Origin of the sequence: Actinomadura sp. NTSP31, from assembly GCF_041951385.1 — a bacterium.
In the GTDB taxonomy this organism is placed as follows: domain Bacteria; phylum Actinomycetota; class Actinomycetes; order Streptosporangiales; family Streptosporangiaceae; genus Spirillospora; species Spirillospora napierensis.
In genome coordinates this window covers 223350-246489 of record NZ_JBGNUT010000011.1, presented here as the reverse complement: position 1 = coordinate 246489, position 23140 = coordinate 223350, and the positions used below count along the sequence as shown (strand labels likewise).

The following is a 23140-nucleotide window of genomic DNA, read 5'->3' as shown; positions in this document are numbered from 1 at the left end:
CGGGTGGTGCGGGACGTCACCGAGACGATGGTCGGGTTCGCCAGGACGCTGCGCGCCGCCGGCGGCGCCGCCGACCCCGAGCGGGTCCAGGCGATGCTCGCCGCGCTCGACCACCTCGGCGTCCTCGACCCGTCCGGCGTGTACTGGGCGGGACGGCTGACGCTGTGCGCCGACCCCGACGACCTCGCCCGCTACGACCGCTGCTTCGCCGCGTACTTCTCCGGCGCGACGGCGGGCCCGTCCCGCCGCCCGCCGCCCGTGGTGGTGCGCCGCGTGACGGTCGCGGAGCCGGACGGCGGCGCGGCCGGCGAGGAGGAGGAAGACGGCGACCTGAAGGCGGCGACCGCCAGCGCCGTGGAGGTGCTGCGCGACCGGGACGTCGCGCGGCTCAGCGCCGCCGAGCGCGCCGAGGTCGCCCGGCTGATCGCGCTGCTGGACGCGGGCGCCGAACGCCGCCGGTCGCGCCGGTTCGCGCCCGCGCCGTCGGGCCGCCTCGACCCGGCCCGGACCGTCCGGGAGACGCTGCGCCGCGGCGGCGAGACGTCCCTGCTGCGGCACCGGGCGCACCGCACCCGGCCGCGCCGCGTCGTGCTGATCGTGGACGTCAGCGGGTCGATGAGCCCGTACGCGGACGCGCTGCTGCGGTTCGCGCACGCCGCCGCCCGCTCCGGCGGCCGCGACGTCGAGGTGTTCAGCGCCGGGACGCGGCTGACCCGGCTCACCCGCGAGCTGCGGCACCGGGACGCGGACGCGGCGATGGCGGCGGCGTCCGCGGCGATCCCGGACTGGAGCGGCGGCACCCGGCTCGGTGAGGAGCTGAAGGAGTTCCTCGACCGGTTCGGGCAGCGCGGCCTGGCGCGCGGCGCCGTCGTGGTGATCGCCTCGGACGGCTGGGAGCGCGGCGACGCGGCGCTGCTCGGCGAGCAGACCGCCCGGCTGCGCCGGCTCGCGCACCGGGTGATCTGGGCGAACCCGCACAAGGCGCGTCCCGGCTACGAGCCGCTGACCGCCGGGATGGCCGCCGCGCTCCCGCACATCGACGACTTCACCTCCGGCCACAGCCTCGCGGCCCTGGAGGAGCTGGCGCGGCTGATCGCCGACGGCGGAAAGGGACGGGCGCATGCGCGACGTGCTGGATGACATCGCCGGCTGGTACGCGGCGGGGGAGACGTTCGGGCTGGCGACGGTGGTGAACACCTTCCGCAGTGCGCCGCGCCCGGCGGGCGCGGCGATGGCGGTGTCGGCGGACGGCGAGGTCGCGGGCAGCGTGTCCGGCGGCTGCGTCGAGGGCGCGGTCTACGAGCTGGCGCAGTCGGTGATGGAGAGCGGGGAGCCGGTCGTCCAGCGGTACGGGGTCAGCGACGACGACGCGTTCGCGGTCGGGCTGACCTGCGGCGGGATCCTGGACGTGCTGGTCGAGCCGGTGGGCCCCGCGACGTTCCCGCAGTTCCCGGCGGTGGCGGCGGCGATCGGGGCGCGCGAGCCGGTGGCCGTCGCGACGGTCGTCGCGGGCCCGGGCCGGATCGGCGCGCGCCGCGTCGTGTGGCGGGACCGGGCGGCGGGCTCCCTGGCGCCCGGCGAGCCGCACGAGGCGCGGCTGAACGCGGCGGTCGACGACGACGCGCGCGGCATGCTCGCGCAGGGCCTCACCGGCCAGCGCCACTACGGCCGCGAGGGCGAGCGGCGGCTGGACGACCTGGCGGTGTTCGTGCACTCGTTCGCGCCGCCGCCGCGCCTTCTGGTGTTCGGCGCGATCGACTTCGCGGCGGCGGTGGCGCGGATCGGCAAGTTCCTCGGCTACCAGGTGACGGTGTGCGACGCGCGCCCGGTGTTCGCGACGCCGAAGCGGTTCCCCGACGCCGACGAGGTCGTGGTGAAGTGGCCGCACAAGTACCTGGAGGAGGCCGGCGGCGCCATCGACGAGCGCACCGCGATCGCCGTCCTCACCCACGACCCGAAGTTCGACGTGCCGCTGCTGGAGGTGGCGCTGCGGACGCGCGCCGGATACGTCGGCGCGATGGGGTCGCGCCGCACCCACGACGACCGGCTCGCGCGGCTGCGCGAGGCGGGCCTCACCGAGGCGGAGCTGTCCCGGCTGCGCTCGCCGATCGGCCTGGACCTCGGCGCGCGGACGCCGGAGGAGACCGCGGTGTCGATCGCGGCGGAGCTGGTGCAGCTGCGCTGGGGCGGTTCGGGACGGCCGCTCACCGACACCGGCGGCAGGATCCACGCCGGCCCGTGACCGGCGGGCTACCCTCACGGGATGACGGCGTATGAGTTGAGCCGGCACGGCGCCCGGTCTCCGGCCGGCCTGCTGCTCGCGGCGGGGGAGGGCAGCCGGCTCGGCCGCCCGAAGGCGCTGGTGGAGCTGGACGGCGAGCGGCTCGTCGACCGGGGCGTGCGGACGCTGCGCGACGGCGGCTGCGCCCCGGTGCTCGTGGTGGCGGGCGCCGCGCAGGTCGAGGTGATCGGCGCGGTGGTGGTGCCGAACCCGGACTGGCGCGACGGGATGGGCTCGTCGCTGCGCGCCGGGCTCGCCGCGCTCCCGCCCCGCTGCCCCGCCGTGGTCGTCGCGCTCGTCGACCAGCCGAAGGTCACCGCCGCCGCGGTCGCGCGGCTGGTCGCCGCGCACGACGCGGGCGCCGAGGTCGCGGTCGCCACCTACGGCGGCGCGCCGCGCAACCCCGTGCTGCTGCGGGCCGCGCACTTCGCCGCGGTCGCCGAGGCCGCGGTCGGGGACACGGGCGCGCGCGGCTTCCTGCGCGCCCACCCGGAACTGGTGACGCGCGTCCCGTGCGACGACGTGGCCTCCCCGGCCGACATCGACACCCCGGACGACCTCGCCGCCTTCACCGACCGGGGCTAGCTAGGACGCGGGCAGGACGCTCTCGTCGAGGGCGCCGCAGTCGACGGCGCGGCGGAGGCGGTCGGTGAGGGCGCGGATCGTGGCGGGCTCGTCCAGGACGCCGCCCGTCGCGGCCTGCTCCTGCCACGCGCGGACGCGGCCGATCAGCTCGTCGGCGCCGGTCAGGTGGAAGGCGTACACGGCGGCGTAGCGGCTCGGCAGGTGCGCGGGGTGCAGGTCCCAGCCCTGGTAGAAGCCGTGCCGCAGCGAGTGGGTGACCTGCGCGGCGTGCGCCTGCCAGGTCGCGTTGACCTCATCGGGGCCGTCGTTGCGGGGGACCACGTTGGACGAGCCGTCCGACAGCCGCACGCCGGTGCCGGCGAACGCGACCTGCATGACGTGCCGGGCGAAGTCGCAGGCGGGGTGGTCGAGGCGCTGCTCCTCCGGCGGCAGGCCGAGCGCGGCGGTGTAGTCGAACACGCCGAAGTGCGCGGCGGTGAGCCGGCCGCCGGCGGCGGCCGCGATGGCGGGCAGCGCGATCCGGCCGTCCGGGTCGAAGATCGCCTCGGTGGTCTCCACCTGGAGTTCGAACCGCAGGATGCCGGACGGCAGGCCGAGCGCGGTCTCCAGCCGGTCCAGGTACTCGGCGAACAGCGCGACGTGGTCGGCCGCGACGACCTTGGGGAAGGTGATGGTGAACCCGCCGGGCAGCCGGCCGAGCCGGTCGCGCAGCGAGGTGAGGAACCCGTCGAGGGTGCGCATCGCCCGGTCCTGGCCGCCGTCGGCGAACGACTTGATCCGCACGCCCCAGTAGTGCGGCAGCCCCTTGACCTGGTAGGCGGCGGCGACGGCCTCGACGACCTGGGCGATGTGCGCGTCCTCCTCGTCGTCGGAGCGCACCCCGTAGCCGTCCTCGAAGTCGATCCGCACGTCCTCGATCGGCTCGCGGGCGAGCTTGGCGGCGACCCGCTCGCGCACCGTGCCGGCCAGTTCGGGGTCGAGGCCGAACGCGGCGCCGAACGACCCGGCGCCGGGGGTGTGGGTGTTCAGCAGGCGCAGCGCCTCCGCGCCGAAGTCGGCGGGCGTCGAGCGGGAGAACCGGTCGGCCGGCACGTAGACGGTGTGCACCGGCTGGCGGCCGTCGGCGCCGCCGGGGAAGCGCTCGCGGTGCTCGTCGCGGACGGCGGCGATGCGCGCGGACAGGTCGTCGAACGAGGAGACGCTGAGGTTCACCCCGCCATGATCCCCCAAGATCCGGGCGATTGTCAGGAGACGTCCCTCCCGGGTCCGGAGACCGGGTCCGGTTCCTCCGGATTGGGGCTACTATAACTAGCCGGGCGGCAAGTAAGTGGTTCCGTGTCGCGGGACCTCAGGGGAAGGTGACCATGACCGAACACGGGACGGCCGAGCGCCCGGCGCTCAGCACCCGGCAGATCTACATCGCCATCTTCGGGCTGATGCTCGGGATGTTCCTGGCGATGCTCGACAACCTGATCGTCGGCACCGCGCTGCCCACGATCGTCGGCGACCTCGGCGGGCTGGAGCACCTGTCGTGGGTGGTGACCGCGTACACGCTGGCCACCGCCGCCGCCACCCCCATCTGGGGCAAGCTCGGCGACCTGTTCGGCCGCAAGGGCATGTTCATGACCTCGATCGTGGTGTTCCTGGTCGGGTCCATGCTGTCCGGGCTGTCGCAGAACATGGGCGAGCTGATCGGGTTCCGCGCGCTGCAGGGCCTCGGCGCCGGCGGCCTGATGGTCGGCGCGATGTCCATCATCGGCGACCTCGTCCCGCCCCGCGAGCGGGGCAGGTTCCAGGGCCTGATCGGCGCGATGATGCCGGTCGCGTTCGTCGGCGGGCCGCTGCTCGGCGGCTTCCTCACCGACCACCTCAGCTGGCGCTGGGCGTTCTACGTCAACGTGCCGATCGGCGCGGTCGCGCTGCTCGTCGTCGCGTTCGGGATGCGGCTGCACACCGTCCGCATCAAGGCCCGCATCGACTACCTCGGCGCGGTGCTGCTCACCGTCGGGATCGTCTGCGTCACGCTGGTGGCCAGCTGGGGTGGCTCGCAGTACCCGTGGGGGTCCGCCCGGATCATCGGGCTGGGCGTCGTCGGCGTCGTCGCGCTCGTGGTCTTCGTGTTCGCCGAGACCCGGTCGCCCGAGCCGATCCTGCCGCCGCGGCTGTTCCGCAGCCGCAACTTCACCGCCGCGCAGATCCTCAGCTTCATGGTCGGCGCCGCGATGTTCGGCGCGGTGAACTACCTGCCGCTCTACATGCAGACGGTCCAGGGCGCCAGCCCGACCAGCAGCGGGCTGCTGCTGCTCCCGCTGATGTTCGGGATGCTCGCCATGATGCTCCTCAGCGGCCAGCTCATCACCCGCACCGGCCGCTACCGGCACTACCCGATCATCGGCGGCGCGGTGCTGACCGGCGGGATGCTGCTCCTGCTGATGCTGAAGGTGGACACCGGCACGGCCACCAGCTCGCTGCTGACCCTCGGCGTCGGCCTCGGCATGGGCCTGATCATGCAGAACACGATGCTGGTCACGCAGAACAGCGTCGAGCTGCGCGACATGGGCTCGGCCAGCGGGTCGGTCACGCTGTTCCGCACCATCGGCGGCTCGCTCGGCGTGGCGCTGCTCGGCTCCGTCTACAACACCCGGTTCGAGGACGAGCTGGTGCGCAGGCTCGACCCGTCCACCGCGCACAAGCTCGCCTCCGGCGGCCAGCACGTGACCCCGGAGATGCTGAAGACGCTCCCCGCCAACGTCCGCAACGCGTTCGAGGCCGGCGTCACCAGCGGCGTGCACGGCATCGCCATCGGCGGGACGGTGCTCGCGGCGATCGCGTTCGCCGTCGCGTGGTTCATCAAGGAGGTCCCGCTGCGGGGCAGCGCCCCGGCCGCCAAGCCCCCCGCCGACACCGTCCCCGCCGCGGACCGGGTGACCACCGCCCCGCCCGCGTCGTGACCACGCCTCCGCCCGCGGCGGGCCGTCGTCATGGCGCGGCCCATGACGACGGCCCGCCGCTCACCCGAGTTCCTGGATGCCCCAGGAGCCGGTGAAGCGCTCGCCCGGCTTGAGGTCGACGAGGCCCTCGCCCGACGCGAACGCGTTGGGCGGGCAGGTCATCGGCTCGACGCCGAGGCCCGCGCGCGGCTCCGGGGCGTTGTCGGCGGTGTAGATCTCCATCCAGGGGTGCGCGTCGTCGGCCCACAGCCGGACGGTGCGGCCGTTGCCGCCGAGCGTCACCCAGGCCCGCCCGTCCTCGTCGCGGTGCACCCCGGCGAACGCGTTGTCGATCCGCCGGGCGCCGAGCACCCGCCCGTCCCGCAGGTCGTGGTCGGTGCCGGCGACGTCGGCGTCCCCGCCGACCGGGATCATCCGGTCGTTCACCGGGATGTAGCGGTCGGCGCGCAGCGTCACGGTGCACGCGTCGATCGGCACCCCGACCGTGAGGTAGGGGTGCGCGCCGTGCCCGTACGGCGCCGTCCGGCTGCCGGCGTTCACGGCCGTCATCCGGACGCGCAGGCCGTCCGCCGCGTCCAGGGTGTACTCGGCCTCCAGGTCCAGCCGGAACGGGTAGCCGGGGGTGCCGAGCAGCCGGTGCGTCAGCCGGACCCGGTCCGCGGTGTGCTCGGCGGCCCGCCACGCCGCCCACCGGACGAGCCCGTGGATCGCGCAGTCCAGGTCCGGCTCGGACACGTCCAGCTGGTAGGAGGTGCCGCCGTAGGTGTAGCGGCCGCGGTCGACGCGGTTCGGCCACGGGATCAGCAGGTGCCCGAACGCGGCGGGGGCGGGCTCGTCGGCGCCGTGCGACAGCACCAGCGGCCGCCCCTCGTGCGTCAGCTCGCGCAGGCTCGCGCCCGACTCGGTGATGACGGCCCGGTAGGGCCCGGCGGCGAGGGCGTACTGCGCTCCGGTGATCGACTCGGTCATGACCCGGACGGTACCCCGGCCCGGGCCCGCTACGCGATCTCCGCCAGGGCCTGCAGGGCGGCACCGAACGCGTTCGACGGCGGTTCGACGATCCCGGCGCCGACCTGGCCGGTCCCCGCCTCCCGGCCGGCGATCCCGGTGTCGATGACGGGCAGGATCCCGGTCCGCACGACCCGCGTCACGTCGATCCCGGCCGGGGTGCCGCGGAACGACAGCAGCGGGATCTGCAGCACCGGGTGCTCGGCGAGCGTGATCTCGTACATCCGCTGCGTGGCGGCGACCGCGTCCGGCACCTCGCCGCCGACGAACCGGACGATCGCCGGCGCGGCGGCCAGCGCGAACCCGCCGAGCCCGGCCGTCTCGGTGATCGCCGAGTCGCCGATGTCGGGGTTGGCGTCGGCCGGGCCGTACCCGCCGAGGTACAGGCCGTCGGGCACCCCGGCCGGGCCGGTGAACCAGCGGTCGCCCGTCCCCGCCACCTGGATGCCGAAGTCGGTGCCGTTGCGGGCCATCGCCACGACCATGCTGGACCCCGGGACGTTCCGCGCGGCGTCCGCGCACGCCTTCGCCGCCGCCATCCCGGCGTTCAGGAAGAAGTGGTCGTTGCCGGCGGCGAACCGCAGCGCCGCGGCGGCCCGGTCGCGCGGCACCTCCTCGGCGTCGGCCAGGTCCGGGGCCAGCTCGCGCAGCAGCAGCGACGTCGCCGCCCGGTTCCGGTTGTGCAGCTCGTCGCCCATCTGCAGCGCCTGCGCGATGATGGCCATCAGGTCGAGCGGGCCGTGCCGCCGCACCGCCGCCCGCAGCGCCGGGCCGAGCACCTCGCCCATCCAGGCCAGCCGCTCGATCACCTCCGGCCCGTACGCCCCGTACCGCAGCACCTTGCCGAGCCCCTCGTTCAGCGAGCAGCACGCGGTGCCGCCGTGCTCGGCGTCCTCCACGACCAGCATCCACATCGACGGGGAGACCACGCCCGCCATCGGGCCGACCGCGCCGTGGTGGTGGCACGGCTCCAGGACGGCCGCGCCGCGCTCCAGCTCCCGCTCGGCGCCGCGCGGCGTCTCCGCGAGGCCCTCCAGCAGCATCGCGCCGATCAGCGCGCCGCGCATCGGCCCGGACGCCCGGTCCCACTCCAGCGGCGGACCCGCGTGCAGGAACGTTCCCTTCTCCAGCCCGAGGACCTCGCGGGCCGGGCGGACGTCCACCAGGTGCGGCCGCGCGGTCGTCATCCGGCGCACCGCCTCGGCGTTCGCCTCCGCGTGCCGGGGGTCGCCGAGCACCGCCGCCAGCGCCGCCTCGGTACCGGCCGGCGGGGGCCGCCAGTCGACCCTCGCGACCGGCACGGCCTGGTCCGCCAGCGCGTCCGCGAGCACCTGCGCGCCCGCCGCGACGACCCGCGGCTCCCGCGTGAGCATCCCGCCGAGCGGTGACCGCACGTCCGTCATCGAGTGCTTCCTCCCGTGCCGCCGCCCTGCGGGCGCGGTCCCTGCACCAGCGCGACCGCGTGCCTCGCGGCCTGCGCGTTCGAGGCGAACACCGCGGCGCCCGCGGCGCGCAGCGTCTCCGCCTGCCGGTCGCGGTCCTGCGGATCGGCGCGCGTCCCGCACAGCGACACCACCGCCGCCAGGTCGGAGCGGTCCGCCAGGGCGGCGGCGACGGCCGGCGCCAGCGCCGCGGCCGGGTCCGGCTCGGCGCCGTGGCCGAGCACCACGTCCAGCAGCAGCACGCCGCACGCCGCGTCGCCCGCCGCGCCGGCGAGGGCCTCCAGCCGCAGCGTCGGATCGATCATCGGATGGGCGCGGCCCCGGGTGTAGGCGTCGTCGCCGAAGTCGGTGAACCGGTGCCCGCGCGCCTCCAGGTCCCAGCCCAGCGCCTCCCGCGCGATCACCTCGGCCTCGTCGCGCAGCGTCCCGCCCGCGAACAGCCCGCGCAGCGAACGCCCCGCCGGCACCCGCGCCGGCCGGGGCGCGGGCCAGCGCGGCCACTGCGGGACGGGCAGCCCGAGCGCCTCCAGCGCCTTCTCCACCGCCCGCGTCAGGTCGTCCTCGCCGGGCGTCGGCAGCGCGAACACCACCGGGGTGTCCAGCCGCCGCGCCGCCTCCCGGATCAGGTCCGCGACCTGCGGCGCCGGCGGCTTGGACACCAGCACGATCAGCTCCGTGCCCGGGTCGGCGTCCAGCGCGGCCAGCGCCGACAGCGCCGACCGGCCGCTGACCTCCGGCGACAGGTCCCGCCCGCCGACCCCGAGGACGTGGCCGACCCCGGCGCCCGCCGCGTCCAGCAGGCACATGACCTGCTGCGCGCCCGTGCCGGACGCCGCGACCACGCCGACCGGCCCCGGCCGCACCGCGTTGGCGAACCCGAGCCCGGCGCCGCAGACCACCGCCGTCCCGCAGTCCGGGCCCATCACGATCAGCCCGCGCCGCGCCGCCGCCTCCTTCAGCGCGATCTCCTGCGCCACCGGGACGTTGTCGCTGAAGATCATCACGTTGAGGCCGGCGTCCAGCGCGTCCATGGCCTCGGGGAACACGTGCGGCCCCGGCACCGACACCAGCGCGACCGACGCCTCGCCGCGCGCCGCGGCGGACGCCGTCGTCCGCGGCGCCGGTGGGGCGCCGAGGAGTCCGTCGGGGCCGCCGTCCGGGGCGTGCGCGGCCTCCCGCAGCAGCCCCTCCAGCGCCTCCCGCGCCCCGTCGAGCCCGCCGTCCTCCGCCCGGATCGCGACGACCAGGTCCGCCGGGCCCGCGTCCGCCGGCACCGCGAACCCCATCCGGCCGAGCATCTCCAGGTTGAGCCCGGTGCCCATCGCCGTCATCGCCGCCGCCACGTCCGCCCGCTCCGACAGCAGCCGGCTCACCCGCATCAGGGTGACCGAATCGCGGTAACCCCCCCGCCGCACCTCGACCCAGTCGGCGCTCATGCCGGCCCGCTCACGCCCTGTTTTCCCGCCGGTCTGCGCACCGGTCCCCCCTCCGCCCTCCGGGGCGCGGCCCCGCTCACGCCGTGTTCTCCGCGGGACGGCGGCGGGCGGGCGAGGTGAGGGCGAGCGCGGCGCGGCAGCCGGCGAGGACGCCCCACGCAAGGTCGGTGCCGGAGGTGTGGCCGATCGCCAGCAGCCGGCGGACGGCCGCGGACGGCGGCTCGTGGCCGGCGACGCAGCGCAGCACCGCGGCGATCTCCCCGCCCGCGCCGCCCGCCGCCGCGCAGTGCAGCAGCGTCGCGGCCAGCGCGGTCGTGCGGGTGCCCGCGTCCGCGGTGACGGCGGCGCCGAGCCAGTCGGCCAGCCACACCGCGGCGTCGCCGCCCCCCACGGCGCCGCCGATCAGCCGCAGCGACACCAGCAGCCCGCACAGGATGTCGTCGCCGCTCGGCGTCAGGCCGGGGCCGAGGCCGACGATCCGCTCGGCCGCCTCGACGGCGCCCGCGAGGTCGCCCTCCGCGCAGCAGTCGGCGAGGCGCAGCGGGTCGGGATGCCCGGCCAGCCCGCCGCCCGCCATCCCGGCGGCGGCGAACGCGTCCTCCAGCACGCCCACGCCGCGGGCCAGCGCGGCGGGGTGCAGCCGGCCGAGCGCGGGCGCCGGGTCCCACCAGCGGCGCACCCGGACGCACAGCGCCCCGGCCTCCACCCGGCCGTCGCCGACCAGCGCCTCGTCGCCCTCGCGGACGGACCGGAACGGCTGCTCGCGGCGTTCGGCGGCGACCACCACGGCGTTCGGCAGCCGGACGGCGTCGCAGCTCACGACGGCGAGCACCCGCGGCTCGGGCCCGCCGCGGGTCTCCAGGTACAGCGCGGACGGGAACACCGCGATGACGCGGGCGGGGCGGCGCGGCGGGTCCAGCAGCGGGCGCAGCGCGGTGCTCGCGGCGCCGGTCGCGGGCGGCCGCCGTCCGGGCCGGGCCGGGAGCCGGATCGGGTCGCGGACGAGTGCGGTCACGGATCCTCCCGGGGCCGGTGTCGGCTGCCGCCCGGATCGCGGGCGGCCCGGCCTCCGGTGAGACGGTAGAACGGCCCTCGCGGCGGACGTATGGGGAAAGCTGCCAAGGATGGTTGTCATCGTTCGTCTTTGTTGTCACTGTTGATCAGGTAGCGGTAGCGAAATCGCCACACGCGGCGATGTACGCACCAAAAGGCGAGGTGACCCCTGGCATGAGTTACACCAGCGCGGACCCGGGCCCACCGGCCCTGCGGCTCGCGAGCACCGGAACACTGACCTACGGCCTGTCCGTCGGCGAGGTCCTCGGCGCCAGCACCCTGAACGGCGCCCGCCTCATCGCCGGGAGGTCCGGCATCGAGCGCGTCGTGCAGCGGCTCAACGTGATGGAGGTCCCCGACATCCTGTCGTGGGTCAAACCCAACGAGCTGCTGCTGACCACCGGCTACCCCCTGCGCAACACCCCCCAGTCGCTGGACAACCTGGTCGCCGACCTGGACGAGCGCGGCCTCGCGGCCCTGGCCATCAAGCTCGGCCGCTACCTGGACTCGCTGCCCGCCGAGATGATCGCGCAGGCGGACCGGCGCGGCTTCCCGCTCATCCTGCTCCCCAACGACGTCGGCTTCGACGACATCCTCAACCAGGTCCTCACCGACATCCTGAACCGGCAGGCGGCCGTCCTCGCCCGCACCGAGGAGGTGCACCGGGCGCTCGTGCAGATCGTGCTGTGCGGCGGCGGCCTCCAGGAGGTCGTGGACGAGGTGGCGACGCTGCTGGACGTGGCGGTCGTGGTGCTGGACGGCGAGCAGCGGGTGCTCGCCGGCGCCGGCCCGGACGAGCACGTCCAGGCGATGCGGGCGTTCGACGCCGGCCGGCACGCGGCGTGCGGGCGCGGCGGCTGCGGCGTCGTCGGCGCGCACGGCGCCGGCGACCACCTGGTGGTGCCGGTCGTCGCGGGCGGCTTCGACCACGGCCGGATCATCGCGTTCAGCCCGTCCGGCGCGCTGCGCGGCTCCGACCTCGGGATCGTGGAGCGGGCCGCGACCGTCGCGGCGCTGGTGGTGACCAAGCAACAGGCCGTCGCGGCGGTCGAGAGCAAGTACCGCGCCGACTTCCTGCGCGACATCCTCGCGGGCCGCGCCGGCGACGACGACCGGGTCGTCGCGCACTGCGGCGGCTTCGGCTGGGACCTGGACCGCCCGGTAATGGTGGTCGTCGCCGAGCTGGACGGGCGGCCGCGCGGCGCGCCCGGCTCGGCGGGCGCGACCGTCCCGGCGCCCGCGGCGAGCCCGGAGAACGACGCGAGGCCCCGCAAGCACGGCGCCGACCCGGCGCGCGGACGCCCCGCCGACCAGCGCGGTGCCGACCACCGCGGTGCCGACCATCGCGCGCCCGAGCAGCGCGGCGCCGACCAGCGCAGGGGCGAGCAGCGCGGCGCGGAGCCCGACGCGGCGATGCGCGGCGTCCGGGGTGCGGAGGAGCGGACGGCGCAGGACCGGCTCGCCGCCGCCTGGAGCACCGCCGTGCGGCGCCACGACCGGGGTGCCGCGGTCGCCAGCTTCGCGCACGAGATCGTCGCGGTCGTCGGCGCGGAACCCGGCGCCGAACCCGGTGCCGACACCGGCGACCTGCCGGCGGGCCCGGTGCAGGCGATGGTGAAGGAGGCGGCGGCGCTGTTCGCCGAGCACCTGCCGGTGCGCCGGACGTTCTCCACCGGCATCAGCCGGACGGTGACGTGCCCGGCGGAGCTGCCGGAGGCCTACGAGCAGGCGGTGAAGGCCGTCCGGGTCGGGCGCCAGCTGCACGGCGCGGGCGCGCGGGCGCACTTCGACCAGCTCGGCGTGTACCGGCTGCTGAGCCTGGTGTCGGACCCGGCGGAGCTGCACGCGTTCGTCAAGGAGACCCTCGGCGACCTCGCGGGCGACGACGAGCCGGAGCTGGTGGACCTGCGCCGCACCCTGCAGGTGCTGCTGGAGACCAACCTCAACGTCGCCGAGACGGCCCGCCGGCTGCACTTCCACTACAACACGCTGCGGTACCGGATCGGCAAGCTGGAACGGATGCTCGGGGCGTTCACCGAGGACGCGCATCTGCGGCTCAACCTCACCCTCGCCCTGCACGTGCTGCGCATGCGCGGTATCTGAGCGTAGCGGCGCCGTCCGGGTCCGCCCGGACGGCGCGCCGAACTTCGGCAGATGTCGCCGATGCCCGCCCACCGGGGTAGATCTACGTTGCGCGCAAGCGCGTGCCCGGCCGGTGGCGGGGTGTGCCCGCGGGCGGACACGACGAGCAGGAGGGGCCCCGATGGTGATCGGCTGGAAGCTGCACGGGGACGGGCGCACGCCGCCGCCCGGCGAGGTGGTCGGGCCCGGCGAGCGGCTGTCGTGGCCGCGCACCGCGGGCATCGGCGCCCAGCACGTCGTGGCGATGTTCGGCGCGACGTTCGTGTTCCCGGTGGTGATGGGCCTCGACCCGAACCTGTCGATCATGATGTCCGGGGTCGCGACGGTCCTGTTCCTGCTGATCGTCGGCGGCCGGGTGCCGAGCTACCTCGGCACGAGCGCCTCGTTCGTCGGGGCGGTCGCGGCGATCCGCGCGGCGGGCGGCGACAGCGCGCGGGTGACCGGCGCGATCCTGGTCGCGGGCGCCCTGCTGCTGGTGATCGGCGTCGTCGTGCACTTCCTCGGCGGCGAGGTCGTCCAGCGGGTGTTCCCGCCGGTGGTGACCGGCGCGGTCGTCATGCTGATCGGGTTCAACCTGGCGCCGGTGGTGGCGAACACGTACTGGCCGCAGGACCAGTGGGTGGCGCTGGCGACGCTGTGCTTCGCGGTGTTCTGCACGGTGATCCTGCGCGGGTTCTGGTCGCGGATCGCGATCCTGCTGGCGCTGGTGTTCGGGTTCGTCCTGTCGTGGGTCCTCGACAAGACGGCGGGGCAGATCACCTCGGTGCTGCCGGGGCAGAACCTGCTGGACGGGTCGGGCAAGGCGTGCACGGCGGAGGGCCCGTACTGCGTCGCGACGGCGTTCGGGCACGACCGGCTGAACTTCTCGGCGGTGAAGGCGGCGGACTGGTTCGGGTTCCCGCACACGCACGCGCCCGACTTCAAGACCTCGGCGATCCTGCTGGCGCTGCCGCCGGTCATCGCGCTGATCGCGGAGAACACCGGGCACGTCAAGGCCGTGTCGGCGATGACCGGCGAGAACCTGGACCCGGTGCTCGGGCGCGCGATCGGCGCGGACGGCGTCGGCACCGTCCTGGCCACCGCCGTCGGCGGCTCGCCGACCACGACCTACGCCGAGAACATCGGCGTGATGGCGGCGACCCGCATCTACTCGACGGCCGCGTACTACGTCGCGGCGGTCGTGGCGGTGCTGTTCGGGCTGTGCCCGAAGTTCGGCGCGCTGGTCGCGGCGACGCCCGGCGGCGTCCTCGGCGGCATCACGGTCGTGCTGTACGGGATGATCGGCCTGCTCGGCGCGAAGATCTGGATCGAGAACCGGGTCGACTTCGGCGACCCGGTCAACCTCGTCCCGGTGGCGGCGGCGATCATCCTGGCGATCGGGAACGTCACCCTGAAGATCACCGACGACTTCCCGCTGCAGGGCATCGCGCTCGGCACCATCGCGGTGCTGGTCGGCTACCACGTGCTGAACGCGGTGCGCCGGCCGGACGGCGCGGGCGGCGGCGTCATCGCGCCGGCGGAGCAGGAGATCGGCGGCCCGGTCCGCCCCGGCCGGCCCGGCGGCGACCCCGGCGAGTCCCCGGGACGCGAGAACGATGCGGGCTGAGGGGGCGGCGCCGTGAAACCGCCGCCGTTCCGCCACCACGCGCCCCGCACCGTCGACGAGGCGCTCGGCATGCTCGCCGACGCGCCGGGCGGCAAGGTGCTCGCGGGCGGGCAGAGCCTCATCCCGCTGCTGAACATGCGGCTCGCCGCGCCGTCCGACCTCGTCGACATCAACGGCGTCGCCGAACTCGACACCGTCCACGTCGGCGACGAGGGCGTGCGGATCGGCGCGCTGGCGCGGCACGCGCGGGTGGAGCGGTCGGTGGAGGCGGCGGCCGTGCAGCCGCTGCTCGGCCGGGCGCTGCGGCACGTCGCGCACCCCGTCATCCGCAACCGGGGCACGGTCGTCGGGAGCCTCGCGCACGCTGATCCGGCCGCCGAGATGCCCGCCGTGCTCGCCGTCCTCGGCGGGACGGTCGAGGTCGCGTCGGTGCGCGGCCGCCGGACGGTCCCGGCCGCGGAGTTCTTCGTCGGCCCCCTGGAGTCGGCGCTCCAGCCGGGGGAGCTGGCCGTCGCCGCGTCCTTCCCGGCCGCGCCGCCGCGCACCGGCGCGGCGTTCGCGGAGACGGCCCGGCGGCACGGCGACTACGCGCTGTCCGGCGTCGCCGCCGTCGTCACGCTGGACGAGGACCTGCGGGTCGGCGGCGTCCGCGCCGGATACCTCGGCATCGCGCCGGTGCCGCTCGTCCTCGACCTCACCGGGGCGGCCGGACCGCACGGCGACTGGCCGGCCGCCGCCGCGTACGTCCGGGACCGGATCGACCCGGACGCCGACATCCACGCGAGCGCCCGCTACCGCCGCCACCTGACCGGGGTACTGACCGAGCGGGCGCTGGCGACCGCCGCGGCCCGTTCGCTGGACAGGGCCTTGAGGAGGGCGCGGGACTGATGGAGGAACTCCACGACATCGCGCTGACCGTCAACGGCGTGCACCGCACGGCCCGTGCCCCGGCCCGGCGGCTGCTGTCGGACCTGCTGCGCCACGACCTCGGCCTGACCGGGACGCACGTCGGCTGCGAGCACGGCGTCTGCGGCTGCTGCACGGTGCTGATGGACGGGGAGCCGGTGCGGTCCTGCCTGATGTTCGCGGTGACCGCCGCCGGGCACGACGTCACGACGGTCGAGGGCCTCGCCGCACCGGACGGCACGCCGTCACCGGTGCAGCGGGCGTTCCGCGAATGCCACGGCCTGCAATGCGGCTTCTGCACGCCCGGCTTCCTGTGCACGGTGACCGCGCTGCTGCGGGAGACGCCGCAGCCGACCGAGGACGAGGTGCTCGAAGGCATCTCGGGCAACCTGTGCCGCTGCACCGGCTACCAGAACATCGTGAAGTCGGTGCACCGCGCCGCCGAACTGCTCGCCGCGCCGGGCACGCCGGACGCCTCGGGCACGCCGGACGCGTCGGCCGCGGAAGGTGAGGCGTGATGGGGACCCGCGTGTTCGGCGAACCAGTCAAGCGCCGCGAGGACGCCCGCCTCCTCACCGGCCGCGGACGCTACCTGGACGACCTCGGGCGCGACGCGCTCGCCGCGGCGTTCGTCCGGTCGCCGCACGCGCACGCGCGCATCGTGGACATCGACGTGTCCGGCGCGCTCGACGTGGACGGCCTCGTCGCCATCTACACCTGGGAGGACCTGCCCGGACGCGTCGGCGAGCCGCTGCCGCTGCTCATCCCGCACCCGGCGCTCACGCACGGCCGGACCGGGTACCCGCTGGCCCGCGACGTCGTCCGGCACGTCGGGGAGCCCGTCGCGATGGTCGTCGCCCGCGACCGCTACCTCGCCGAGGACGCCGCCGAACGCATCCGCGTCGAGTACGAGCCGCTGCCCGCCGTCGTCGGCATCGAGAACGCCGAACGCGCCGAGAACCTCGTGCACGACGACGTCCCCGGCAACGTCGGCGCCGTCCTCGTCCAGGAGACCGGCGACGCGCGCGCGGCCATCGACGCGGCGCCGCACAGGCTGGAGTTCCGGCTCGCGATCGAGCGGTCCGCGTCCATGCCGCTGGAAGGGCGCGGCGTGTACGCGCGGTGGGACGCCGACGACGGGTCGCTGCGCGTGTACTCCTCCACGCAGGCGTCCACCAGCGTGCGCGCCGCGATCGCCGCGCGGCTAGGCCTGCCGAACGGCAAGGTCGAGGTCGTCGCGCCGGACGTCGGCGGCGGGTTCGGCGTCAAGATCGTGCATCCGTGGCCGGAGGAGGTGCTCGTCCCGTGGGCGGCGCGGCTCCTCGACCGCGAGATCAAGTGGACCGAGGACCGCCGCGAGCACTTCGTCTCCTCCGCCCACGAGCGCGGCCAGCTCCAGCACGTGCGGGTCGGGTTCGACGGCGCGGGCCGCGTCCTCGGCCTCGACGTGCGGATCCTGCACGACCACGGCGCCTACACCCCGTACGGGATCATCATCCCGATCGTCACGTCCACGCAGCTGCTCGGCCCGTACAAGATCGGCGTGTACCGGGCGGAGGTCGTCAGCCTCTACACCAACACCCTCATCGTCACCCCGTACCGGGGCGCGGGCCGCCCGCAGGGCGTGTTCTGCATGGAGCGGACGATGGACCGCATCGCCCGCCACCTCGGCCTCGACCGCGCCGGCGTCCGCGCCGCCAACTTCATCCAGCCCGACGAGTTCCCCTACGACCAGGGCCTGACGTTCCAGGACGGCCGTCCGCTCATCTACGACTCCGGCGACTACCCCGAGCTGCTGCGCAAGGCCCGCGAGCTGATCGGCTGGGACGGGTTCGAGGCGGAGCGGGAGGCCGCCGCGCGCCGGGGCCGCCGCATCGGCATCGGCCTCGGCGTGTACGTCGAGGGGACGGGCGTCGGCCCGTACGAGGGCGGGCACGTCGAGATCGACACGGCCGGGCGGGTGCACGTGTCGACCGGGCTGACCTCGCAGGGGCAGGGCCACGAGACCGTGTTCGCGCAGATCGCCGCCGCCGAGCTGGGCGTCCCCATCCGGGACGTGCAGGTCACGACCGGCGACACGCGGCGCTTCGGGTACGCGGTCGGCACGTTCGCGTCCCGCGCGGCGGTGATGAGCGGCAACGCGATCGCGCTGGCCTGCCGCAAGGTCCGCGAGAAGGCGCTGCGGCTCGCGGGGGAGGCGCTGGAGGCCGACCCCCGCGACCTGGAGATCACCGACGGGGTCGTGCACGTGCGCGGCGACCTGTCGGCGTCGGTGCCGCTGCGGACGGTCGCGGTGCTGTCGAACCCGCTGCGGTACGCCTTCGACGCGGAGACGGCCGCCGCGACGCAGTTCGCGGTGGGACGGCCGCCCACCGAGCCGCCCGTCGCGGCGGGGGAGGAGCCCGGCCTGGAGGGGCGCGACTACTACTCGCCCGTCCGCTCGACGTTCGCCGCCGGCGCGCACGCCGCCATCGTGGAGACCGACCCGGACACCGCGGAGATCGCGATCCTGCGGTACGCGGTCGTCCACGACTGCGGAAGGCTCATCAACCCGATGGTCGTCGAGGGGCAGATCCACGGCGGCGTCGCGCAGGGCGTGGGCGGCGCCCTCTACGAGCGGATGGTCTACGACGAGTCGGGCCAGCTCCTGAACGCCTCGTTCATGGACTTCCTCATGCCGTACGCGACGGAGGTGCCGCGCATCGAGACCGACCACCTGGAGACGCCGTCCCCGCTGAACCCGCTCGGCGTCAAGGGGGCGGGCGAGGCCGGCGTCATCCCGGTGTCCGCCGTCATCGCCTCCGCCGTCGAGGACGCCGAGGGACTGCGCGTCGACACGATGCCGCTGTCCCCGGACGCCCTGTACGACCTGCGCGAACGGGCGTCCGGCGACCCGGGCCTGCGCGTTCGCGAGGCCCCGCGCGCCGGCGGCGCGCAGACCGGCGGTCAGTTCGCGGCGGGCGTGTCGGGCGCGTTGCCGCCGAGCGAGCGCGGCAGGTAGTTCTGCACGGCGGCGGGCCGGAGCCCGGCCTGCCTGATCCAGCCGAGGATCATCCGGAACTCCCCGGCCAGGCCCTTGCGGTAGTGCATCAGGATGATGTCGCCCGGCTTGAAGCCCTTGCCGCCGTCGGCGCGCGCGAAGCCGTTGAACCCGACGCCCGGGCCGGTGGTGCCGTTGTAGAACTCCGCCGTCCAGGTGAGGATCGACTTCATCCCGCAGTCCTTGGACGCCTGCCGCGTCGCCTGGTTGTAGGCGCCGAACGGCGGCCGGAAGATCTGCGGGCGGCGGCCGTACTCGCGCTGGATCGCGTCCGCCGAGTCGCAGATCTGCCGCTTCTGCGCCTCCGGCGACAGCGTCGGCATGTTCGGGTGCGTGACGGTGTGGTCCTCGATCTGCGAGCCCGCGTTGCGCATCGCCAGGAAGTACTGGCCCTGGCCCCTCAGATACGTCGTCGTCAGGAACGTCAGGATCGGCACCCGCTCCTTGCGGACCAGGTCCACGAACTCCGAGTCGTAGGTGTAGCCGTCGTCGATGGTGAGGAAGACGACGCGGTCCTGGGTGTCGATGTGGTCGACGACCGGGGGCAGCCCGTCGGCGGACGGCTTCGGCGGCGTCCACGAGCCGGGCCCCGGCGCGGCCCACCTCTGGTCGGCGAGCACCGAGGACAGCTGCGTCCGCATGGACGGGCCGGAATCGGCGCCGGCCTCGGCCCGCACGACGGGCCAGCCGCCCGCGGCCGCGCCGACGACTCCGGCGGCCACCATGGCGATCACGGGCGTCTTCCCTCGCATCGGCCGCGTACTCCGTTCAGGTGGGGGGAGGTGCTTTCTCGATCTTTCGCTTCGGTTGACGCGCCCGCGCGCCCGGGAGTTCGCGCGCGGTGGGATCAGCCGGACATATCTGATCATCTTCCAGGGGCGTTGCCGGGGATCTGCCCAATCCTCGGCGTGTACTCGGCACATGTTGCCGTTCGGTGCCGCGCCCGCGTTCCCTAAGGTCGGTACATGCAGGTCAACGGCAGTGCCAGCGTCGCCGCGCCGCTCGCCCGCGTCTGGGACGCGCTCCAGGACCCGGCCGTGCTCGCCCGGACGATCCCCGGGTGCCGCTCCCTGGAGGAGACCGGCCCCGACACCTACCGCATGACGGTCACGGCCGGCGTCGCCTCCATCCAGGGCACCTACGTCGGGCGCGTCGAACTCGCCGACCCCGATCCGCCGCGCTCGTTCACGCTGCGCGCGCAGGGGCAGGGCGCGCCCGGCACGGTCGACGCGACGGTCCGCGTCCGGCTGTCGGACGGCGGCGACTCGACCCGCGTCGACTACGCCGCCGACGCGGTGGTCGGCGGGATGATCGGCGGCGTCGGCCAGCGGATGCTCGGCGGCGTCGCCAAGCGGACGGCGGGCGAGTTCTTCGCCGCCGTCGAACGCGACCTCATCACCCCGGCCCCGGCCTCAGAACCGGAACCCGCACCCGCTTCCGCTTCGTCGGCACCGGCCCCGCCGACGCCCGCTTCGTCCGTGCCCGCCTCGCCCGCACCCGGCCGGGTGTATCCGGGGCGCGCCGCCGAGCCCGCCGGGGCGGGCGGGTCGCTCGCATGGCCGATGACCGCCGCGTTCGTGTCCGGCGGCGTCATCGCCCTCGCCGGCGTCGCCGTCGGCCACCTGCTGGGCCGCCGCCGCCGTTGAGCCGCGAACGCTTGTTCACGACGATGGTGCGGCGGTGCAGGGCGGGCCAGGCGGCGAGCAGGCCCGCGAGGACGACGAACAGCACCGCGATGGCCGAGGTGTAGGAGGTGAACGGGCCGAAGCCGTACTCCGCCGTGTTCAGGTACGGGTACGGGTACCAGGACGTCGCCACGCCGTGCGCCAGGGTGTAGCCGAGGTAGGCCAGCGGGAACGCCAGCCAGCCGAGCACCGTGCGGCGCGCCGGAAAGTCGTGCGCGGTCGCGAACAGCAGCCAGTCCAGCGGCACCGCGACCGGCATGACGCGGTGCTGCGCCCACCCCGTCCAGGTGCCCGCGTCCCCGCCCATCAGCAGCGCGTACACCAGCCCCGTGATCGCCAGGTAGAGCGCCGCGGCGCCGCGCAGCCAGTCCACCCGGGGGCGCCCGTGCAGGCCGGGCAGCGCGCCGGCGAGCAGCGCCGCCGCGCCGATCAGGTTGCTCAGCGTGGTGAAGTAGCTGAGGAAGTCGACGGTGTCCAGGGAGGGCCGGCGCTCCTCGAACCCGGCGACCACCCCGGCCAGCGCGAACACCCCGAGCCCCGCCCGCCAGACGACCTTCGCGGTCCCCGGGCGCGCCGTGCCCGCCGGCCGTCCCGGCCGCCCTGGACGCTGCGCGGCCCGCGGCCGCTCCGGACACAGCACGGCTCAGGCGTCGCGGCGCTCGAACAGGACGAGCGCGGCGGCCAGCACGGCGACCGTGTAGATCGCGAACACGCCGAGGCCCGTCCACGGGGCGAGGGACCCGGACTTGTGCACCGGGTCGAGGATCGCGCCGCCGGCGTTGGACGGCAGGAACCGGTTGACCGTGTCGCCCCACGAACTCGGCAGGAACCCGCCCGCGATGCCGAGGACGAACAGCACCACGAACAGCACCACGATGGAGCCCGCGGTGTGCCGCAGCAGCGTCCCGACGGCGAGCGCCAGCACCGCGACCAGCGCGAGGTAGAGGCCGCCGCCGACGACGGCGCGCAGCATCCCCGGGTCGCCGATCGAGCCGTCCAGGTGCTTGGACGCCAGGATGCCCTGCGCCGCGTAGAACGACGCGAACGTCACGACGATCCCGACCGCCAGCACGACGAGGCCGAGCACCGCCGTCTTCGCCGCCAGGTAGTGGGCGCGGCGCGGCACCGCCGTCAGCGCCGTCTTGATCATCCCGGTGCCGTGCTCGGCGGTGATGACCAGCACGCCCAGCGCCCCGAAGACCACCATGCCGAAGTAGTACGCCACCTGCGTCGGGAGCATCGGGGTGAACGTCGCCCTGTCCCGGGCGCTCATCTGGTCGTAGGACGCGGTGAACGCCAGCGCCCACAGCGCGGAGAACCCGATCAGCACGACCGCGCCCGCCAGCAGCGTCCAGAACGTCGACCGGACCGTGGCGATCTTCGTCCACTCCGAGGACAGCACGTGCCCGAACCGCACCCGCCCGGCGTCGCCGCGCGGCCCGGCCTGCGCCGCCGTCGCGGGGGCGTTCACGCGCCCGCCCCGGGAGCCGGTGCCCCGGGCCCGCCCGTCCCCGGCGCGGGCGCGCCCGGGACGCCGGCGTGGTACTCGACCGTCTCGCCGGTCAGCCGCATGAACGCCTCCTCCAGGGACGGCTGGACGGTCGCCAGCTCGTGCAGCCGCAGGCCGTGGTCGGCGGCGACGTCCCCGATCTCGGCGGCCCGCGCCCCGTACACGCGCAGCGCGCCGTCCGGCTCCGGCTCCAGGCGCCGCCCGGGCCCGGCCAGCAGCCGCGCCAGCTCCCCGGCCTGCGGGGAGCGCACCAGCACGTGGCTGGTCGCGTTGGCGCCGATGAACTCGGCCATGCCGGTGTCGGCGATGATGCGGCCCCGCCCGATGACCACGAGGTGCTCGGCGGTCAGCGCCATCTCCGACATCAGATGGCTGGAGACGAACACGGTGCGGCCCTCCCGCGCGAGCCGCCGCATCAGCGTGCGGATCCACAGGATGCCCTCCGGGTCCAGCCCGTTCACCGGTTCGTCGAACATCAGCACGCCGGGGTCGCCGAGCAGCGCCGCCGCGATGCCGAGCCGCTGCCCCATGCCGAGCGAGAAGCCCTTGGACCGCTTCCGCGCGACGCTGTGCAGGCCGACGACGTCCAGCACCTCGTCCACCCGCCGGCGCGGGATCGCGTTGCTCTTGGCCAGGCACAGCAGGTGGTTGTAGGCGGTGCGGCCGCCGTGCGCGTTGCGGGCGTCCAGCAGCGCGCCGACCTCGCGCAGCGGCGCGCCGAGCGTCCGGTAGCGGCGGCCGTTGACGGTCACCTCGCCGGCGGTCGGGCGGTCCAGGCCGAGGATCATCCGCATCGTGGTCGTCTTCCCGGCCCCGTTCGGGCCGAGGAACCCGGTCACCCGGCCCGGCGGCACGCGGAACGTCGCGCGGTCGACGGCGGTGGTGCCGCCGTACCGCTTCGTCAGCCCCCGCGCCTCGATCATGAACCTCTGATACCGGACGGCCCGCGCGCGGAAACGGCGGCGGCGGGCAACCGGCCGGATTTTCACCGCCCGATTGCCCGCCGTTGGGCCGTGCCCGCGGCCGTCCACCGCGGCGGGGCCGCCGCCTCAGCGCACGGCGGTCAGCTCACCGCGACCAGGTCGACGACGAAGATCAGCGTCTCGCCGGGCTTGATGGCCGGGCTCGGGCTGCGGTCGCCGTAGGCCAGGTGCGGCGGGATGACCAGCTTGCGCCGGCCGCCGACCTTCATTCCGGCGATGCCCATGTCCCAGCCCTTGATGACGCGGCCGGAGCCGAGCTGGAAGTCCAGCGTCGAACCGCGGTTCCAGGAGGCGTCGAACTCCTCGCCGGTGGACCAGGAGACGCCGACGTAGTGCATCGACACGGTCGAGCCCTTGACGGCCTCGGGGCCGTCGCCCTTGGTGATGTCGGTGATGTCGAGGTTGGCGGGCGGCTGTCCCTCGGGGAAGTCGATCTCGGGGCGTTCAAGCGCCATGAACGGGCTCCAGCGATGTCGTCGTTGTCGTACCTCGGATGAGCTGTTCAGCCTAGC

The 23140-nt window shown here is 75.2% G+C and carries 20 protein-coding genes; 10 read left to right on the top strand and 10 right to left on the bottom strand.

Annotation, left to right across the window (positions count from 1 at the left end; genetic code table 11):
• Nucleotides 1-6: 6 nt before the first annotated feature.
• From ACA514_RS20820 to ACA514_RS20810, 3 genes are read left to right on the top strand one after another with little or no spacing between them, the layout of a single operon-like run.
• Complete coding sequence (locus ACA514_RS20820) at nucleotides 7-1140, top strand: VWA domain-containing protein (RefSeq protein WP_375042846.1); 1134 nt, start codon at nucleotides 7-9, stop codon at nucleotides 1138-1140.
• Nucleotides 1121-2242 carry an XdhC family protein gene (locus ACA514_RS20815; RefSeq protein WP_375042845.1) on the top strand — a complete coding sequence of 374 codons (1122 nt, stop codon included), beginning with the start codon at nucleotides 1121-1123 and terminating at the stop codon, nucleotides 2240-2242. The genes ACA514_RS20820 and ACA514_RS20815 overlap by 20 nt, the downstream gene beginning before the upstream one ends.
• Nucleotides 2243-2263: 21 nt before the next feature.
• The gene (locus tag ACA514_RS20810) at nucleotides 2264-2866 is read left to right on the top strand and encodes an NTP transferase domain-containing protein (protein ID WP_375042844.1); all 603 of its coding nucleotides are present in this window, start codon (nucleotides 2264-2266) and stop codon (nucleotides 2864-2866) included.
• Here ACA514_RS20810 and ACA514_RS20805 read toward each other — a convergent pair whose 3' ends face one another.
• Nucleotides 2867-4078: an aldolase gene (locus tag ACA514_RS20805; protein WP_375042843.1), complete on the bottom strand. Its 1212-nt coding sequence runs from the start codon at nucleotides 4076-4078 to the stop codon at nucleotides 2867-2869.
• A gap of 152 nt (nucleotides 4079-4230) precedes the next feature.
• On the opposite strand from ACA514_RS20805, the gene ACA514_RS20800 reads away from it, so the two are divergent.
• Nucleotides 4231-5817 (top strand): DHA2 family efflux MFS transporter permease subunit, encoded by a 1587-nt coding sequence (locus ACA514_RS20800; protein ID WP_375042842.1) that lies wholly within the window; start codon nucleotides 4231-4233, stop codon nucleotides 5815-5817.
• 60 nt (nucleotides 5818-5877) lie between these two features.
• Here the strand turns inward: ACA514_RS20800 and ACA514_RS20795 are convergent, their stop codons facing one another.
• From ACA514_RS20795 to ACA514_RS20780, 4 genes are all read right to left on the bottom strand, one after another.
• Entirely contained in the window at nucleotides 5878-6786 is a 909-nt protein-coding gene (locus ACA514_RS20795) for an aldose 1-epimerase family protein (RefSeq protein ID WP_375042841.1), read from the bottom strand.
• A 29-nt stretch (nucleotides 6787-6815) separates the two neighbouring features.
• Nucleotides 6816-8228: a DUF1116 domain-containing protein gene (locus ACA514_RS20790; RefSeq protein WP_375042840.1), complete on the bottom strand. Its 1413-nt coding sequence runs from the start codon at nucleotides 8226-8228 to the stop codon at nucleotides 6816-6818.
• Nucleotides 8225-9703 carry an FdrA family protein gene (locus tag ACA514_RS20785; RefSeq protein WP_375042839.1) on the bottom strand — a complete coding sequence of 493 codons (1479 nt, stop codon included), beginning with the start codon at nucleotides 9701-9703 and terminating at the stop codon, nucleotides 8225-8227. The genes ACA514_RS20790 and ACA514_RS20785 overlap by 4 nt, the downstream gene beginning before the upstream one ends.
• Before the next feature lie 76 nt (nucleotides 9704-9779).
• Nucleotides 9780-10718, bottom strand: a complete 939-nt coding sequence (locus ACA514_RS20780; RefSeq protein ID WP_375042838.1) for a DUF2877 domain-containing protein — start codon at nucleotides 10716-10718, stop codon at nucleotides 9780-9782.
• A 212-nt stretch (nucleotides 10719-10930) separates the two neighbouring features.
• Between ACA514_RS20780 and ACA514_RS20775 the strand changes: the two genes are divergently transcribed.
• From ACA514_RS20775 to cutA, 5 genes are all read left to right on the top strand, one after another.
• The gene (locus tag ACA514_RS20775; protein ID WP_375042837.1) at nucleotides 10931-12859 is read left to right on the top strand and encodes a PucR family transcriptional regulator ligand-binding domain-containing protein; all 1929 of its coding nucleotides are present in this window, start codon (nucleotides 10931-10933) and stop codon (nucleotides 12857-12859) included.
• A gap of 160 nt (nucleotides 12860-13019) precedes the next feature.
• Nucleotides 13020-14504, top strand: coding sequence for a uracil-xanthine permease family protein (locus ACA514_RS20770; RefSeq protein ID WP_375042836.1), 1485 nt, complete (start codon nucleotides 13020-13022; stop codon nucleotides 14502-14504).
• A 12-nt stretch (nucleotides 14505-14516) separates the two neighbouring features.
• Nucleotides 14517-15392: an FAD binding domain-containing protein gene (locus ACA514_RS20765; protein ID WP_375042835.1), complete on the top strand. Its 876-nt coding sequence runs from the start codon at nucleotides 14517-14519 to the stop codon at nucleotides 15390-15392.
• Nucleotides 15392-15928, top strand: coding sequence for a (2Fe-2S)-binding protein (locus ACA514_RS20760; protein WP_375042834.1), 537 nt, complete (start codon nucleotides 15392-15394; stop codon nucleotides 15926-15928). Before ACA514_RS20765 ends, ACA514_RS20760 begins: the two co-directional genes overlap by 1 nt.
• Complete coding sequence (gene cutA, locus ACA514_RS20755; RefSeq protein WP_375042833.1) at nucleotides 15928-18411, top strand: aerobic carbon-monoxide dehydrogenase large subunit; 2484 nt, start codon at nucleotides 15928-15930, stop codon at nucleotides 18409-18411. Before ACA514_RS20760 ends, cutA begins: the two co-directional genes overlap by 1 nt.
• On the opposite strand, the gene ACA514_RS20750 is transcribed toward cutA, so the two are convergent.
• Nucleotides 18357-19202: a polysaccharide deacetylase family protein gene (locus tag ACA514_RS20750; RefSeq protein ID WP_375042832.1), complete on the bottom strand. Its 846-nt coding sequence runs from the start codon at nucleotides 19200-19202 to the stop codon at nucleotides 18357-18359. The two genes, cutA and ACA514_RS20750, sit on opposite strands and share 55 nt — an antisense overlap.
• 213 nt (nucleotides 19203-19415) lie before the next feature.
• On the opposite strand from ACA514_RS20750, the gene ACA514_RS20745 reads away from it, so the two are divergent.
• Nucleotides 19416-20096, top strand: coding sequence for a carbon monoxide dehydrogenase subunit G (locus ACA514_RS20745; RefSeq protein WP_375042831.1), 681 nt, complete (start codon nucleotides 19416-19418; stop codon nucleotides 20094-20096).
• On the opposite strand, the gene ACA514_RS20740 is transcribed toward ACA514_RS20745, so the two are convergent.
• The 4 genes from ACA514_RS20740 to ACA514_RS20725 form a co-directional block, all read right to left on the bottom strand.
• A complete protein-coding gene (locus ACA514_RS20740; protein ID WP_375042830.1) occupies nucleotides 20041-20775 on the bottom strand; it encodes a Pr6Pr family membrane protein in 735 nt (244 codons plus the stop codon). The genes ACA514_RS20745 and ACA514_RS20740 overlap by 56 nt on opposite strands.
• A gap of 3 nt (nucleotides 20776-20778) precedes the next feature.
• Nucleotides 20779-21606, bottom strand: a complete 828-nt coding sequence (locus tag ACA514_RS20735; RefSeq protein ID WP_375042829.1) for an ABC transporter permease — start codon at nucleotides 21604-21606, stop codon at nucleotides 20779-20781.
• Nucleotides 21603-22568: an ATP-binding cassette domain-containing protein gene (locus ACA514_RS20730; RefSeq protein WP_375042828.1), complete on the bottom strand. Its 966-nt coding sequence runs from the start codon at nucleotides 22566-22568 to the stop codon at nucleotides 21603-21605. Before ACA514_RS20730 ends, ACA514_RS20735 begins: the two co-directional genes overlap by 4 nt.
• Nucleotides 22569-22708: 140 nt before the next feature.
• Nucleotides 22709-23083, bottom strand: a complete 375-nt coding sequence (locus ACA514_RS20725) for an FKBP-type peptidyl-prolyl cis-trans isomerase (protein WP_285918505.1) — start codon at nucleotides 23081-23083, stop codon at nucleotides 22709-22711.
• Nucleotides 23084-23140: the final 57 nt, after the last annotated feature.

What these genes read in the sequence shown, in the direction of transcription:
- ACA514_RS20815 (WP_375042845.1), top strand. Translation starts at nt 1,121, where the DNA reads ATGCGCGACGTGCTGGATGACATCGCCGGCTGGTACGCGGCGGGGGAG.
- ACA514_RS20810 (WP_375042844.1), top strand. Translation starts at nt 2,264, where the DNA reads ATGACGGCGTATGAGTTGAGCCGGCACGGCGCCCGGTCTCCGGCCGGC.
- ACA514_RS20800 (WP_375042842.1), top strand. Translation starts at nt 4,231, where the DNA reads ATGACCGAACACGGGACGGCCGAGCGCCCGGCGCTCAGCACCCGGCAG.
- ACA514_RS20795 (WP_375042841.1), bottom strand. Translation starts at nt 6,786, where the DNA reads ATGACCGAGTCGATCACCGGAGCGCAGTACGCCCTCGCCGCCGGGCCC.
- ACA514_RS20790 (WP_375042840.1), bottom strand. Translation starts at nt 8,228, where the DNA reads ATGACGGACGTGCGGTCACCGCTCGGCGGGATGCTCACGCGGGAGCCG.
- ACA514_RS20785 (WP_375042839.1), bottom strand. Translation starts at nt 9,703, where the DNA reads ATGAGCGCCGACTGGGTCGAGGTGCGGCGGGGGGGTTACCGCGATTCG.
- ACA514_RS20775 (WP_375042837.1), top strand. Translation starts at nt 10,931, where the DNA reads ATGAGTTACACCAGCGCGGACCCGGGCCCACCGGCCCTGCGGCTCGCG.
- ACA514_RS20770 (WP_375042836.1), top strand. Translation starts at nt 13,020, where the DNA reads ATGGTGATCGGCTGGAAGCTGCACGGGGACGGGCGCACGCCGCCGCCC.
- ACA514_RS20760 (WP_375042834.1), top strand. Translation starts at nt 15,392, where the DNA reads ATGGAGGAACTCCACGACATCGCGCTGACCGTCAACGGCGTGCACCGC.
- cutA (WP_375042833.1), top strand. Translation starts at nt 15,928, where the DNA reads ATGGGGACCCGCGTGTTCGGCGAACCAGTCAAGCGCCGCGAGGACGCC.
- ACA514_RS20750 (WP_375042832.1), bottom strand. Translation starts at nt 19,202, where the DNA reads ATGCGAGGGAAGACGCCCGTGATCGCCATGGTGGCCGCCGGAGTCGTC.
- ACA514_RS20745 (WP_375042831.1), top strand. Translation starts at nt 19,416, where the DNA reads ATGCAGGTCAACGGCAGTGCCAGCGTCGCCGCGCCGCTCGCCCGCGTC.
- ACA514_RS20730 (WP_375042828.1), bottom strand. Translation starts at nt 22,568, where the DNA reads ATGATCGAGGCGCGGGGGCTGACGAAGCGGTACGGCGGCACCACCGCC.
- ACA514_RS20725 (WP_285918505.1), bottom strand. Translation starts at nt 23,083, where the DNA reads ATGGCGCTTGAACGCCCCGAGATCGACTTCCCCGAGGGACAGCCGCCC.